At 62.8% G+C, this 14,574-nt stretch carries 9 protein-coding genes; 4 read left to right on the forward strand and 5 right to left on the reverse strand.

Annotation, left to right across the window (positions count from 1 at the left end; genetic code table 11):
* Both AC6H4Z_RS11215 and paaZ read left to right on the forward strand, forming a co-directional pair.
* Positions 1-597 (forward strand): acyltransferase, encoded by a 597-nt coding sequence (locus AC6H4Z_RS11215; protein WP_497546840.1) that lies wholly within the window; start codon positions 1-3, stop codon positions 595-597.
* Entirely contained in the window at positions 594-2,699 is a 2,106-nt protein-coding gene (gene paaZ / locus AC6H4Z_RS11220; protein WP_497546841.1) for a phenylacetic acid degradation bifunctional protein PaaZ, read from the forward strand. Before AC6H4Z_RS11215 ends, paaZ begins: the two co-directional genes overlap by 4 nt.
* A gap of 11 nt (positions 2,700-2,710) precedes the next feature.
* On the opposite strand, the gene AC6H4Z_RS11225 is transcribed toward paaZ, so the two are convergent.
* From AC6H4Z_RS11225 to AC6H4Z_RS11235, 3 genes are all read right to left on the reverse strand, one after another.
* Complete coding sequence (locus tag AC6H4Z_RS11225) at positions 2,711-3,832, reverse strand: hypothetical protein (RefSeq protein WP_497546842.1); 1,122 nt, start codon at positions 3,830-3,832, stop codon at positions 2,711-2,713.
* Between the two features lie 61 nt (positions 3,833-3,893).
* On the reverse strand, positions 3,894-5,582 hold the full coding sequence (locus tag AC6H4Z_RS11230; RefSeq protein WP_497546843.1) for a tetratricopeptide repeat protein: 1,689 nt from the start codon (positions 5,580-5,582) through the stop codon (positions 3,894-3,896).
* An 11-nt stretch (positions 5,583-5,593) separates the two neighbouring features.
* Positions 5,594-7,309, reverse strand: coding sequence for an amidohydrolase (locus tag AC6H4Z_RS11235; protein WP_497546844.1), 1,716 nt, complete (start codon positions 7,307-7,309; stop codon positions 5,594-5,596).
* Positions 7,310-7,463: 154 nt separating this feature from the next.
* On the opposite strand from AC6H4Z_RS11235, the gene AC6H4Z_RS11240 reads away from it, so the two are divergent.
* The gene (locus tag AC6H4Z_RS11240; RefSeq protein ID WP_497546845.1) at positions 7,464-8,855 is read left to right on the forward strand and encodes a monooxygenase; all 1,392 of its coding nucleotides are present in this window, start codon (positions 7,464-7,466) and stop codon (positions 8,853-8,855) included.
* A 3-nt stretch (positions 8,856-8,858) separates the two neighbouring features.
* Here AC6H4Z_RS11240 and thrC read toward each other — a convergent pair whose 3' ends face one another.
* Both thrC and AC6H4Z_RS11250 read right to left on the reverse strand, forming a co-directional pair.
* The gene (gene thrC, locus AC6H4Z_RS11245) at positions 8,859-10,142 is read right to left on the reverse strand and encodes a threonine synthase (protein WP_497547032.1); all 1,284 of its coding nucleotides are present in this window, start codon (positions 10,140-10,142) and stop codon (positions 8,859-8,861) included.
* Positions 10,143-10,144: 2 nt separating this feature from the next.
* Complete coding sequence (locus AC6H4Z_RS11250) at positions 10,145-11,086, reverse strand: homoserine kinase (RefSeq protein WP_497546846.1); 942 nt, start codon at positions 11,084-11,086, stop codon at positions 10,145-10,147.
* Between the two features lie 386 nt (positions 11,087-11,472).
* On the opposite strand from AC6H4Z_RS11250, the gene AC6H4Z_RS11255 reads away from it, so the two are divergent.
* Positions 11,473-14,571 (forward strand): SusC/RagA family TonB-linked outer membrane protein, encoded by a 3,099-nt coding sequence (locus tag AC6H4Z_RS11255; protein WP_497546847.1) that lies wholly within the window; start codon positions 11,473-11,475, stop codon positions 14,569-14,571.
* Positions 14,572-14,574 lie beyond the last annotated feature (3 nt).

The raw sequence follows: 14,574 nt of genomic DNA on the forward strand, positions 1-14,574 counted from the left end.
ATGATTTACGAATTCGAGGGCTTTCGTCCGGTGGTGCACGAAACGGCATTCGTGCATCCGACGGCGTCGGTGATCGGGAACGTCGTGATCGGCCGGGACGTGTACATCGGCCCTGGTGCAGCGTTGCGCGCCGATTGGGGCGGCATCGAGATCGACGATGGCTGCAACGTGCAAGAGGGCTGCGTCATCCACATGTTCCCTGGCGTGACGGTCGTACTCGAAGCGAGTGCGCACGTCGGACACGGCGCAGTGATCCACGGTGCTCGTATTGGGCGGAACGCATTGATCGGCATCAACGCCGTGATCATGGACAACGCGGTTGTCGGCGAAGAGTGCGTCGTCGGCGCTCTCACTTTCGTGCCGTCGGACATGCAGATCCCGGCGCGAAAGGTGGTCGTTGGCAATCCTGCCAAGATCGTGAAAGACGTCACCGATGAAATGGTGGCCTGGAAGACGGACGGAACGCGTTTGTACCAGGGGTTGCCGAAGCGGCTGCACGATTCGCTCAAGACGTGCGAGCCACTTCGTGAAATTCCCGCCGATCGCCCGAATCAGACAATGAGCTACCGAACCTGGCACGCAACGAGAGAATCATGACGACGACAGCACCGATCGTTCGGCCAATTGGAATGCCGGGCACTGATCCGCGACGCCTCGAGAACTTCGTGCGCGGCGAATGGGTCGTCGCCAACGGCAACGCAACCGATCTCTTTCATGCAGTGACCGGTGCGAAGATCGCCGAGTCGACGACGGGCGGCATCGACTACAAGTCAATGGTGGATTACGCCACGCGCGTTGGCGGTCCCGCGCTCAGAAAGATGACGTTCCACGATCGCGCGCTGATGCTCAAGGCAATCGCGCAGAATCTCATGGCGCGCAAGGACGAGTTCTATCTCGTTTCCGCGGCAACGGGCGCGACGAAGCAGGATTCGTGGGTCGACATCGAGGGCGGCATCGGGACGTTCTTCGCATATGCATCGCGCGGCCGCCGAGAGCTTCCGAATGAACGCTTCTACATCGACGGCCCGACGGAGCCGCTGTCGAAGGGCGGAACGTTCGTCGGTCGGCATATCTGCGTACCGCTCGAAGGCGTTGCCGTGCACATCAATGCGTTCAATTTCCCCGTGTGGGGAATGTTGGAGAAACTTGCACCCACGCTGTTGGCCGGCGTTCCGGCGATCGTCAAGCCGGCAACGGTGACGTCGTTCCTCACGGAATCCGTATTCCGCGCGATGATCGAAACGGGACTGCTTCCTGACGGCGCCGTTCAGTTGCTCTGCGGCAGCAGCGGCGACCTGCTCGACCATCTCGACTGTCAGAGCGCCGTGGCCTTCACCGGCTCGGCCTCGACGGGCAAGATGCTCAAGGGCTCAAAGGCGATCATGGACAACAATGTTCGCTTCAACATGGAAGCGGACTCGCTCAACTACTCCATGCTCGGCCCCGATGCCGCGCCGGGCACTCCAGAGTTCGATCTATTCATCAAGGAAGTCGCGCGCGAAATGACGACGAAGGCGGGGCAGAAGTGCACCGCGATTCGTCGCACGCTCGTTCCTGAAGGCATGATTGGCGACGTGATGACGGCACTCAAGAAGCGCCTCGAGTCGATCACGATCGGCGATCCGTCGGTTGACGGCGTGCGTATGGGGCCGTTGGCGGGGCGCACGCAGGTTGGTGAAGTGCGTAAGAGCGTTGACGCGATCGCGAAGCAAGCGGAGCTCGTCTACGGCTCACTCGATGATTTCGCCGTTGTTGGTGCGGACCGCGAGCGCGGCGCGTTCTTCCCGACGTTGCTGTTCTATGCGAAGGATCCGTTCGGGTCGTCGGCGGCGCACGACGTCGAAGCGTTCGGGCCCGTGAACACCGTGATGCCGTACAAGTCCGTCGACGAAGCGATCGAACTCGCGAAGCGAGGCAAGGGAAGCCTCGTTGGTTCGCTATTCACCGCCGACGACAAGGTTGCGCGCGACGTCGTGATGGGCACCGCGGCGTATCACGGTCGCTTGGTGCTGTTGAATCGCGATAGCGCCAAAGAGTCGACCGGCCACGGTTCACCGCTGCCGCACCTGGTGCACGGCGGTCCGGGACGCGCGGGTGGCGGTGAGGAAATGGGCGGCGTGCGCGGTGTGCTGCACTACATGCAACGCACGGCGCTTCAGGGTTCGCCCACGACGCTCATGCACGTCACCAACGAATTCACGACGGGTGCCGAGCGCACGTTCGATCGCGTGCATCCGTTCCGGAAATACTTCGATGAGTTGAACGTCGGCGACGCGCTCGTCACTCCGCGGCGCACAGTGACGGAAGCCGACATCGTGAACTTCGCCGGCATCAGCGGCGACTTTTTCTACGCGCACATGGACGACATCGCAGCGCGCGATTCGATCTTCGAGCGGCGCGTTGCGCACGGCTACTTCGTGCTCTCGGCTGCAGCGGGTCTGTTCGTCGATGCGGCGCCCGGTCCCGTGCTCGCGAACTACGGTTTGGAGTCGCTGCGTTTCGTGAAGCCGGTTTATCCTGGCGACACGATTCAGGCGACGCTCACGGTGAAGCAGAAGACCGCGAAAGAAAAGCGTGAAGGGCAGGTGTTGCAGGGCGTCGTCGCGTGGGACGTCGAAGTGAAGAATCAGACCGGAGAACTCGTCGCGGTCTACACGATTCTCACGCTAGTTCAACGAGTGGATGCGTCACAGGCGTAGAGCACCCACTCTCATCGCCTGACCCCGGCCACGCCGAGTCCGATTCGCGATGCGACACCGAATCGGACTCCGCCGCCCCGGACCGCTTGCACCCACACACCCGGGACGTAGGTGGCCGAACCGACAATCCCCGGGTAGACGTTGAGTGTTGCTCCATTGCTGCTTCCTCCTTTCGTGATCAGAGAGACGAGCAGGGAGCCGTCTCTGTCGAGAAAGAATCCCGCATTCGGAAGCAAGGTGGCGGTCTTCGCGCCGGTCGCGGAGTTGACCACCGGATTGTCGGCTGGGTCGAACCCGCCTGACGCCGAGAGCCAGAGATCCCGTCCGGCGCGCCGCGACACGCCGACGAGAAAGGCATTGCCCATCGTCGTCATGAGCTTCCAGTCGTCCGTTCGCGGAACCGGAACGCGCAGCATTGACATCATGTACGCGTTCTCTAATCGTCGAGTCCGCGGCACTAACGACGCCTGGCCCATCCACGTTGTGAACTCGACACGACCACCGAAAGGCCGACGCATCCATTGCTGATTCCATAGCAAAATCGACGCGGCATCGAACACGAGGAGATCGGTAAGACCGTCGACGTCCTCGCAACACACGCCGTTGCTCTCGACCATCTCCGTGAGCAGGTGCCACGCATAGACGGTGAAGCCGGCCGCCAGCTCGGGATGCCCGTTTCCCTCAGCTTCGTACCACTCGACGGTGCGCACGTACGTCATGCCTCCGGCGAACAGATGCAACTGATAGTTCGGATACCACTGCCCGCCGCCCTGCGCCTTCGTCGTGAGCGGGAACACCTCCTGACGCAACCACGCTCGCCACCCGTAGTGGCGAAGCGCGGGTTCCGGATTCGTCACCGACTCCCACACGGTTCGGAACGAACGACGATACGGGAGAGCGAATGGGTAGCGGTTCTCGCCCGTCCGCATCTGATCGAATCCGCCGTTGACGATCAGCGACAGCGGGTTGAATTGCGCTTCGCTGCCATACGGTCGGTCCGCGTAAAACCGATGAGTGATCTCGGTCTTTGCGAGCGAGTCCTGGGGCGCGGGAGCCGACGATGCTCGTGGCGCCGACGAGCACGCGCCGAGTGTCAGTCCGATCAACAGCGGAAATAGTGATGCGCGAACCATCACATCAACGAACGGTTCTTGTGCAATTGGGCATGTTTGTCTTCTTGGCCCGGTGCAGCGCTCAGCGAGTGGCGGACGCTGAGTCGATTGCCGTGAGCAGCTGCTTGAACGTATCGACCGACTCACCGTTCGCGATGCCGATGTTGGCCTGCTCGCGAGCGCCGGCGAAATCCTTCGCTTGAATCCGACACAGCACGACGCCGGCGCGCGCCGACGACAGCGTGGGATCGAGCTCGAGTGCTTTCTTGAACGTCGACTCCGCCGCCGGCCAGAGGCCCGCATCGACATACAGGTTGGCGAGCTCGACATGCACTTCGGGATCGTTCGGGTAAAGCGAGATCGCGCGACGCAGCCACTTCTCCGCGGTCCCGGGCGCCCGGCGCGTCACGAGATACTCGGCATAGAGGGCGTCCACGGTGTAGGCGTCTGGGAGATCGCGGACGCCGGCGGTCGTGATAGTTCCGGTATCGAACCAGGCGCGCTGACGCATGGCACTTCGAGCGACACCGGCAAGCAGCACGATGCCGAGCGCTCCGGTGGCAACACGACGAACCTCGATGGACGGTAGGCGTGCCCACAGCAGCTGCACCACTCCCGCCACCGCCACAGCAATCCCAACGCTCGGTGCGAACAACGTTCGCTCAGCGACGAATACGCCGGTCGCGAAGATGACGTTGCTCACCGGAAATAGCGCGATCGCAAACCACATCAGACCAAACGCGATCGCCGGTGCACGCCGATACGAGAACGCGATCGAAGCGATCACCGCAAGCACGAGAGCAATGCCAGGAAGGATCTCTGGCGATGCTGTCCTCACGATCGCGAGGTACGGCGGCGAATACGAGAACGAGAGAAGTGACGGCCAGAACGTGAGTCGAACCCACTCTCGGCTCGCCGCGAGCATCGTGAAGATTCGCTCACTCGACGAGAGCTGTTTGAGCGCCGGTACCGGAGAGTCGCCGAGCCACGATCCGATGACCGCGTGACGAAGCAACAGCGCGCCGACTGCAACGATTCCGAGCGTGGCTAACATCGGAAGCCATGCGGACGCACCACTTCGCACGCCTGATTTCCGAAGCACGGTCAGCTCGGCTGCGATGAGCAGCGCCGGAAGGACAATCGCGCTCTCCTTCGAGAGCACTCCGAGAGCATATAGCACCGCGACGCCGCTGATGTCGCGCAGCGAGAATGCGCCCGCGCTTCGTGCGCGAACGTACCACCACGCGCCGAACACGAGACTCGCGCCGGCGAGCAACTCGGATTGTCCGACCACGTTTGCGACTGCCTCCACATGGACGGGATGCACGGCGAAGAGCGCCGCCGCGAGCCACGCCGCCGACGGCGAGAGTATCTCGCGCGCGAGCAACAGCACGCCAACGGCGCAAAGCGCGTATAGGAGAATGCTCGTAGCGTGGAATACGAACGGGCTGCCGCTGCCGAGCGTCCATTGGATCGAGAAGCCTAGAATCGTGATCGGCCGATAGAGCGCGTGCGCGAACGCCGCGGGCCAATACGGCTCGGCAAAACGCAGCCACCACTCGTGCAGCGAATGGACACGATCGTTCGTCGCGATTAGGGCGCCATCGTCGTACGCGAACCGGTTGGCGAGTCCGACGATCGACGCGACAACCGACAGGAGCGCCACGGTGATCGCGGCGGCCCGCGGTCGTTCAGGGATCTCTGATAGCTCGATGGACGAAGCAAGAGGCGCGTCCGCTGACGTAGCGGACGCGCCTGAACGGTGATTCATGCTCTTGCTGCTTATGGAACGGTCCGCGTCGTATCGCGTACCATCGGATACTTGATGCCGAGTTGCTCGAGGTACGTCTTGTACTTCGTCGGATCGTAGTAGTACTTCCGCATCTCCGGCCGCATCTTGTCCATCATCGTTTTGTTCATCCAGATGGGCGGCTTGTCCTCCGGACGCATCAGCGGATAGTACTTGATCTCCTTCGTGGTGACGTTGCGGAAATAGTCCCACGCCTGCGTGATCAGCGTCGGCTTCGTCATCAGATCGAGCGTCGTGAGCGCCTGAACCTTCGCGCCGGCCGTCGCTCCTTTATGCGCGATCGGCGTCGCCATCGAGATCGCGTTGGCCCAGTTGTGGCCCGGCAGGCCCGGAATGTTGCCCGGAAAGCTGAGCGTCACGGTCGGCACGTTCCACGACACGTCGCCGATGTCGTCGGAGCCGCCACCGCGGAAATCCGCCGGCAGCGGCGGGGGACGCAGGTCGCCGCTGCCGCCGTCGCCCGCGCCACCGCGACCACCGTTCGCCGGCAGCCCGCGAGGCTGTTGGCCGAGCTCCCTCTGAATCCCGCGAGCGAGTTGCTGATCCGCTTCGGACCACTGCGGATTGCCCACCGCCTTGATGTTCTGGTTCATCGTCTCGGCGACGACTTTGTTGAAGTTCGCCGACCAACCGCCTCCCACGATGTCGACGCCGACGAGCTTCGTACCCGTCATCATCGCCGCGGCACGGGCGATCGTATCGCCGAGTGCGAAGAGTGCCTGCACTTTCGGCGCGTCTTGTTCGCGGAAGTAATACCACACCGTCGCCGTCGGCGGCACGACGTTCGGCTGATCGCCGCCGTCGGTGATCACGTAGTGTGAGCGCTGCGTCAGCGGCAGATGCTCTCGTCGGAAATTCCATGCAACGTCCATCAGTTCGACGGCGTCGAGCGCTGAGCGGCCGGCCCACGGCGCGCCGGCTGCGTGCGCGCTGGAGCCAAGGAAGTGGAACTGCGCGCTGATCAACGCCGCCTGTTGGCTCTGTCCGTACGACACCCCGAGGCCGGTGCCGATGTGTGCGAACAACACCGCGTCGACGTCCTTGAACACCCCCGCCCGCACGAAATACATCTTGCCCGCCATCAACTCTTCGGCGACGCCCGGCCAGAGATGGATCGTGCCCTGGATGTGCTCACGCTCCATGACCTTCTTCACCGCGATCGCGGCCGTGATGTTCATCGGCACGCCGGCGTTGTGGCCTTCGCCGTGTCCAGGCGCACCCGTCACCATCGGATCCTTGTAGCCGACGCCCGGCTTCTGATTCGCCTGCGGGATATCGTCGATGTCGGAGCCGAGCGAAATGACCGGCTTGCCCGAGCCCCAGGTTGCGGTCCAAGCGGTGGGAATTCCGGCGACGCCGCGCGTGATCTTGAAGCCATTCTTCTCGAGGATTCCCGTGAGATATTTGCTGGTCTCTTCCTCTTGAAATCCTGGTTCGCCGAAGCTGAACACCTGATCGACCATCTGTTGCGTGAAGGTTGACATGCTGTCGACGAGCCTAATCGCCTCGGTCTTGAGTGCCTTCAGCTTGGCGTCATCGGGCGGAAGGGTGACCGGAAAGGTGACCTCGGGCCGATTGTCCGTGGCTCCGCCACCGCGGCCTTGGGTAGTCACCTGAGCAGTCAGCGGTCGCGCGCACACTAATGTGAGCGCCGCGAGTCCGCCGAAACGATATACGGAACGGTGCATGCCAGCCTCTTGGAGGTTGATTGCCGAGGGTGGGGGTGTCCTCGGTTCGAAAATTCTCGCCCGACGTCGTAAGATGTGCAAGGCGCAACGCGCTCGGAGGAAACTCGTCTACATGTAGTAACGCGGTTGGCCTCTCCAACTCTAATGTGCGCAAATGCCCAGTCGTTCGCTGTGGTGGCGTGGAGTTCTCCTCGTTTGCGCATCGATCGCGGCTGCATCGTGCGGCGGTGATTCGGGTGGAACGCCAAGTACCAACGCGCCCCCTACGCCAGGCGCACCCGACGTTACGACGAGCTTTGGCCGACTGCAGGCGTCTGTCCTCTCTCCGTCGTGCGCGACCTCTGGGTGCCACGTGTCGGCATCGGCGGCGGCGAGCGGCAACTTGGTTCTCGCGCCGGACGTGGCCTACGACAATCTCGTCAACGCTGCGCCGACCAACCTCGCCGCACAGCGCGATGGACTGAAACGCGTCGTTCCGGGCGCGCCCGAATCGAGTCTGCTCTTCCAAAAGCTGTCACTGGCGCTCGCGTCGGCCCACGCCGGTTCGTACGGCAACACGATGCCCGTTGGCTCGGCCGCGTTGTCCGACGGCCAGCTCGAGTTCATTCGGAAATGGATTCAGGCTGGGGCGCCAAAGACCGGCGACGTGGTCGACGCGACACTGCTCACGAGCAAGACGCCGCAAACCGCTTCCGTGTTCACGCCGTTGCCGGTTCCTGCGGTGGGGCAAGGAATCCAGCTGCGCGCAGATTCGTTCGCCGTCAAATCGAACTTCGAGCGTGAGCTGTTCGTCTATCGCCCACTCGGCAATGCGTCGGACATTTACGTCAATCGCATTCAGACGTCGATGCGCGCGCTGAGCCATCACTTCGTGTTGTACAGCGTCGATCCCACGATGGCGCCGGGATTCCCGTGCACGCCGGCGGCGAACGTGGTGCGCGACATTCGCAACGCCGACGGGTCGATGAACATCCTCAACATGATTCCGATGGCGTGCCACGTGTTCGTGGCCGGCGCCATGAGTCAGACGACCGACTACGTGTTTCCAACCGGCGTCGCGCTCAAGCTTCCAGCCGCGATGTCGCTCGACTTGAACGTACACTATGTGAACCGCACGACCGGCGAGATTCCGGGCGAAGCGTACGCGAATCTCTACACGGTGCCGCTCGCGTCAGTGCAAAAGGTCGCGCACACGCTGAACATGTCGAACACGGGCATCTCACTGCCCGCGGGCAAGGTCACGACGCTCGAGAAAACGTTCACCGTGGCGCAGACGACCACGGTCTTCATGCTCACGTCGCACATGCACATGCTGGGTACGCGCTTTCAGATCAAAATCGTTGGCGGCGCGCGCGACGGAGAGCTGGTTTACGACAACGCCGACTGGGAGCATCCGCAGACGTTGACGCTGGCCGCCCCGGTCGTGCTCGAGAAAGGGCAGGGCCTCAAGTCGATCATCACGTGGAACAACACCACCGATCACACGGTGTCGTTCGGGCTTCAGAGCACGGACGAGATGGGCATCATCTTCGGGTACTACTACTAGCCGCTATCGAAATCCCTTGAGCACGCGCTCGACTTCGTCGACGCGCGGCTCGATTTCGATCGGCCGATTCGCGTGCGGCGGCGCCGGTTCCGTTTCCTGATGGTACCGCACCAGTGCACCCGGATCTTTGAGTAGGTGTCCGGTGAGCACCGCGACCACACGATCGTGCGGCGCAATCACGCCCTCGGCGCGAAGGCGTTTTACACCTGCAACGCTCGCCGCACTCGCGGGTTCGCAGCCAACTCCGGCGGCGTCGATCACCGCCTTGGCGTCGAGAATCTGCTCGTCCGTCACGGAGGTGACGACGCCATTGGTCTCGCGGATCGCACGCACAGCGCGATCCCACGATGCCGGTGCGCCAATCCGAATTGCGGTGGCGATGGTCTCGGGATCGACGCGAATGCGCTGCTCGAAGTGATGCTGAAAGCTTTGCGCGAACGGCGACGCGCCGAGCGCTTGGACCGCGGCGATACGCGGCATCCGCGAGATCAGACCGAACGCGTATGCTTCCCGGATGGCTTTCCCGAACGCCGACGTGTTGCCGAGGTTTCCGGCCGGCAGCGCGATCCACTCCGGCGGATCCCAATCGAGTTGGTCGAGTAGCTCGAATACGATCGACTTCTGCCCCTCGAGCCGGAAGGGATTGATCGAATTGAGGAGCTGGATGTTCAGCGCTTCGCTTGCCGAGCGTGCGAGCGTGAGGCAGTCGTCGAAGTTGCCGCGAACGAGGAGCGTCTTCGCGCCGTAGGCGAGCGTCTGCGTGAGTTTTCCGAGTGCCACCTGGCCGGCGGGAACGAAGACGAGCGCCGGAAGTCCGGCCTGGGCGGCGTACGCCGCGAGCGACGCCGAGGTGTTGCCGGTGGACGCGCAGGCGACAGCGCTGGCGCCGGTGCGACGTGCCTGCGTCATCGCCACCGTCATCCCGCGGTCCTTGAACGAGCCGGTAGGGTTGTGGCCCTCGTGCTTCATGAGCAAACGCTCAACGCCCGCGTATTCAGCGACTCGGCCGCGATCGAGCAGCGGTGTATTTCCTTCCGGATGCGAGACGATCGCCTCGTTCGTGACCGACGGCAGCAGCAACTCGCGGTACCGCCACACGCCAGATGCATCGGGGCCGCTCATCGCGCGCCGGCGTTCGACGAACCGCGCCGGCAACTCGTGTGCGTGAGGCACGTCGCCGTGCACGAGCTCCAGCAAGCCGCCGCACACCGGGCAGACCGACGCGGGATCGAGCTCGTCGAGCGTATTACCGCACTGCTCGCACTGTTGGCGCGAGGTCGATAGCATGGTCACGTGTTGGAGGGAGTCGTGGGTTCAGCTGGCTCGAGCCGGGTGCCGCGGTCGTCGATGCGCGCAATCCGACCTGTCGCGTTGACGCCGGCCTTTTTATACGCGTCGAGCATTGCGGCAAGTGTGCGTTCGGCCGCGTCGTCACCGTTCGTCATTGCGAAGGCCGATGGTCCGCCGCCCGCGATCGAACAGCCAAGCGCGCCCGCGGCGATCGCCGCTTGCTTTGCCGCAGCGAACCCTGGCAGCAGCGACGTGCGCGCGGGTTCTGCGATGCGATCGTCGATCGTTCCTCTGAGCTGCTCCGCGTCGCCTGTTCCGAACGCCCACACCATTTTCGCAATCACTGCGGCCTGCGCCATCGCGGTCGGAAGATCGACGCTTGTCGGAAGCACGGCGCGCGCGTCAGCGGTGCGAAGGCGCATGTCTGGATGCACCAGAACGAAACGCAGCCCGGTCGGTGCCGGCAGTTTTACGATGTCGAGCGGCTCGATCGAGCGTACGAGCACCGCGCCGCCGAGCAGCGCGGGCGCTAAATTATCTAGATGCCGTCCTGCAACACGTTGCTCGGCCACCAGTGCCGCGAGCAATAAATCGTGTTCTGAGAGCGGCGCTCCGAGAAGTGCGTTGACGGCAAACGCGCCGGCGATTGCCGATGCCGCGCTTCCACCCTGACCTCCGGACAACGGAAGTCCTTTCTCTACGGTCAGCGATACTCCGAACGACGTGGCGCCGGCGCGGTGCAACACCTCGGCGGCGGCGATCGCCGATGCGTGATGCTCGGGATCCCTTGGTAGTTCTGGGTGTCCTGGCTCGTCGACGTAAACGCCGGGCGTGTCACGCTTTCGCGCGATCACGGCGTCGCCAGGTCCGGTGACGGCGCAGCCGAGAATGTCGAGTCCCGGACCGAGGTTTCCGATGCTGCCCGGCGCGAACGCGCGCACACTGGAAGGTGTGAGGGCGTCGGGAGTTGTGGGGCGGGACGGTGACGATGTCATCGCGACCGAAGAATAATCGGACGAGGAATCGAAAACAGCGTAGAGACACGCGCGAGTAATCGGGGACGCGCGAAAAGGGAAGCGATTCGTCCCTGAGAATCGCTTCGGTTATTGGATAAAATCAGCATCCGGTAAAGCCGCTTACATCCGTCTTGACAACAACTTCGGCTCGGTGATACATCCCGCGTGTCTTGTGTGACCAATTGGCCGCTTTTAGGGTTGTCATCCAATACAAGTGTAAGTGGACTCGCCTCGGCGCCGCGCCGCTTACCGCATTGGTCCGAAAGCAGACACCAGCGTTTTCCCCCACTTCCTCTTATTGAGGTGTCTCAGTGTTTCGTCGAACGCTCCTCTCGCTAGCTCTCGTACTCACGGCAGTGCCGCTGGCGGCACAACGCCGAGAGATCACGGGGAAAGTGACCCAGGTCGGCACGGGCACGCCCGTGACGGAAGCGACCGTCAGCATCGTTGGCGCACAGCAGGGCGTGCGCACCAACGAACGCGGCGAGTACCGGCTTCCCGCACCAGCAGGTGAAATTCAGGTCCTTGCACGCGCCATCGGCTTCAAGCGAGTCACGGTCAAGGTTGCCGCAGGTTCGAACACCGCGGACTTTGCCCTCGACAAGGACGTCCTGCAGCTCGAAGGCGTGACCGTCACTGGTCAGGCGACGACGGTCGATAAGCGAAACGCTTCTACGGCAATCGCTGCCGTCTCCGCCGAAGAGCTGATGGTTGCTCCGGCGAAGTCAGTCGAAGGCAACCTCGCTGGTAAGGTCGTCGGCGCGACGATCTTCGAGAACAGCGGCGTGCCGGGCGGCGGTATGCAGATCCAGATCCGCGGCGCGACGTCGATTCTCGGTCAGGGCGATCCGCTCTACATCGTGGACGGCGTCATCGTCTCGAACGCGTCGGTCAACGGCGGTCTCGCGTCGATCTCGCGTTCCAGCGGCTCCACGACGAGCTCGCAGGACCAGACGGTCAACCGTCTTGCCGACGTCAATCCAAACGACATCGAGAACATCGAAGTCCTGAAGTCGGCTGCGGCGACCGCCATCTACGGTTCGCGCGCAACGAACGGCGTCGTCGTCATCACGACGAAGCGTGGTAAGGCCGGCGCGGCGCGTTACAGCGTCACGCAGCGTGTTGGCTCGCAGCAGCCCACGCGTCTTCTCGGCTCGCGCCACTTCCAGAGCTATGCAGACGTGCAGCCGTATCTCGGTGGTTCGGTCCACGCGGACTCGATCGCCAAGGCGAATTGCACCCCGGTCTGCTCGTGGTATGACTGGCAGAGCCAGCTCTACAACAACACGAGCCCGTCGTGGGAAACCGTCCTGTCGTCGTCGGGCGGCGTCAACAACACCAAGTACTTCGCGTCGGTCAACGACCGCCAGAACAAGGGCACGCAGCAGAACTCCGGCGCGCGTCTGACCTCGGGTCGCTTGAACCTCGATCAGACGGTTGGCGAAAAGCTCACGTTGAGCGCCTCGTTCAACTTCTCGCACAACTTCACGCAGGACGGTATCGGCAATAACGACAACGCCGGTATCAGCCCGATGTACACGTTCGGCTACGCTCCGGCGATCTACGATCTCAACAAGATCGATCCGGTCACGGGCCGCCTGGTCAGCATGTGGATGAACGGTGGCGGCAACGGCACCGTGAACCTCTTCGACCTCGTGCACTCGATCCAGAACAACGAAGACACGTGGCGTGGCATCGGTAACATCCGCGCTGGCTATTCGTTGATCTCAACGCCGAAGAACTCGGTGAACCTCACGTACATCGGCGGCGTCGATCGCTTCCAGTTCGAGGGCAACCAGTACTCGCCGAACTACATGCAGTACGAGTCGGCTGACGGTTACCTCGGCACGTCGCAGGTCAACACGACGACGAGCAAGAACATCAACCAGAGCATCAACGGAGTCTGGAGCTACAACCCGGGCTTCAAGTGGTTGAACTCTGCCCAGACGTCGGTCGGTGGCACGTACGAAACGCAGCGTCAGCGCGGCTACCTCGTCCGCATGCAGGGCCTCACGCCGACGCGTCAGATTGCGACGAACGGTGGCCTGATCGGCACGTCGGACGGCATCACGGAATTCCGCGATCAGTCGCACTACATCAACGAGCAGATCATCGCGATGGACGAAAAGCTTTCGCTCTCCGCCGGCGTCCGCGCCGACCGTGGTAGCGCGAACGGCGATCGCTCCAAGTTCTACTCGTTCCCGAAGTACTCGGCCAGCTATCGCTTTACTGAGCCGCTCAGCTTCCTCACGAACAAGATCGACGAAGTGAAGTTCCGCGCTTCGTACGGTCAGTCGGGTAACCGCCCGAACTACGGCTTCCGCGACGTCACGATTTCCAGCGGTGGTACGATCGGCGGTCTTGGCTCGCTCGTCGCTGCGACGACGGTCGGCAATCCGAAGCTCAAGCCGGAAGTCATGAACGAGACGGAACTCGGTATCGACGCGGCGTTCCTCCGCGGCCGCGTTTCGTTGGAAGCCAGCCACTACGAGCGCATCATCAAGGACCTGCTCGTGAACTACCCGCTCGCCCCGAGCTCCGGCTTGGCGCAGCAGCAGATCAACGGCGGTCAGATGTCGACGCGTGGTTTCGAGGCCGGTTTGAGCCTCGTGCCGGTCAGCACGCGTGATCTCGAGTGGACGTTCCGCACGACGTTCCAGCACAACGTCCAGTACATCGACAAGCTCACGGTTCCGCCGTTCGCCGCTGGTGGTTCGTTCGGCGCTTCGTACGGCCGTAACTACATCCGCGCTGGTACCCGCCCGACGTACATCTGGGGCAACCAGACGTACAGCTGCATCAACACCACGAACGCCAGCGGTGCGGTTGTCGTGGGCACGGGCGCTGACGGCAAGCCCTGCCATCGCGTCGACTTCGGTCAGGCTGCAGTCGCGGGAAGCGTCGTGCGTGACTCGATCGTCGCCGATGCCAACCCGATCGGTCAGACGTCGTTCCTCAACACGATCCGCTGGAAGTCGTTCACGATCACGGGTCTCGTTGACTGGCGCGTGGCCGGCTACACGTCGGACATGACCAAGAACCTGTTCGACGAAGGCGGTAACTCGCGCGACTACGACAACTCGTCGCCGGTTGCTGGCCAGAAGCTTGGCCAGGCTCGTTACGGTGCGTTCTCGGCCGGTAACATCCAGCCGTACATCGATCTCGGCTCGTTCGTCAAGCTCCGCGAGATCAACGTCTCGTACCAGGCGCCGAAGCGTTGGGCTCAGCTTGCCCGCGCGAACGAAATGCGTATCGCGGTGCAGGGTCGTAACCTTGGGATGAAGTCGAACTATTGGAGCTTCGACCCAGAGTTCAACAACTTCGGTAACTCGAACTTCAACCGCTTCATCGATCTCGCGCCGTATCCGTCGATGCGTCAGTTCTTCTTCAGCGTCGACTTGGGGTACTAAGCC

This window comes from Leucogemmata humicola (genome assembly GCF_055379415.1).

What these genes read in the sequence shown, in the direction of transcription:
- AC6H4Z_RS11240 (WP_497546845.1), top strand. Translation starts at nt 7,464, where the DNA reads ATGCCCAGTCGTTCGCTGTGGTGGCGTGGAGTTCTCCTCGTTTGCGCA.
- AC6H4Z_RS11235 (WP_497546844.1), bottom strand. Translation starts at nt 7,309, where the DNA reads ATGCACCGTTCCGTATATCGTTTCGGCGGACTCGCGGCGCTCACATTA.
- AC6H4Z_RS11230 (WP_497546843.1), bottom strand. Translation starts at nt 5,582, where the DNA reads ATGAATCACCGTTCAGGCGCGTCCGCTACGTCAGCGGACGCGCCTCTT.
- thrC (WP_497547032.1), bottom strand. Translation starts at nt 10,142, where the DNA reads ATGCTATCGACCTCGCGCCAACAGTGCGAGCAGTGCGGTAATACGCTC.
- paaZ (WP_497546841.1), top strand. Translation starts at nt 594, where the DNA reads ATGACGACGACAGCACCGATCGTTCGGCCAATTGGAATGCCGGGCACT.
- AC6H4Z_RS11225 (WP_497546842.1), bottom strand. Translation starts at nt 3,832, where the DNA reads ATGGTTCGCGCATCACTATTTCCGCTGTTGATCGGACTGACACTCGGC.
- AC6H4Z_RS11215 (WP_497546840.1), top strand. Translation starts at nt 1, where the DNA reads ATGATTTACGAATTCGAGGGCTTTCGTCCGGTGGTGCACGAAACGGCA.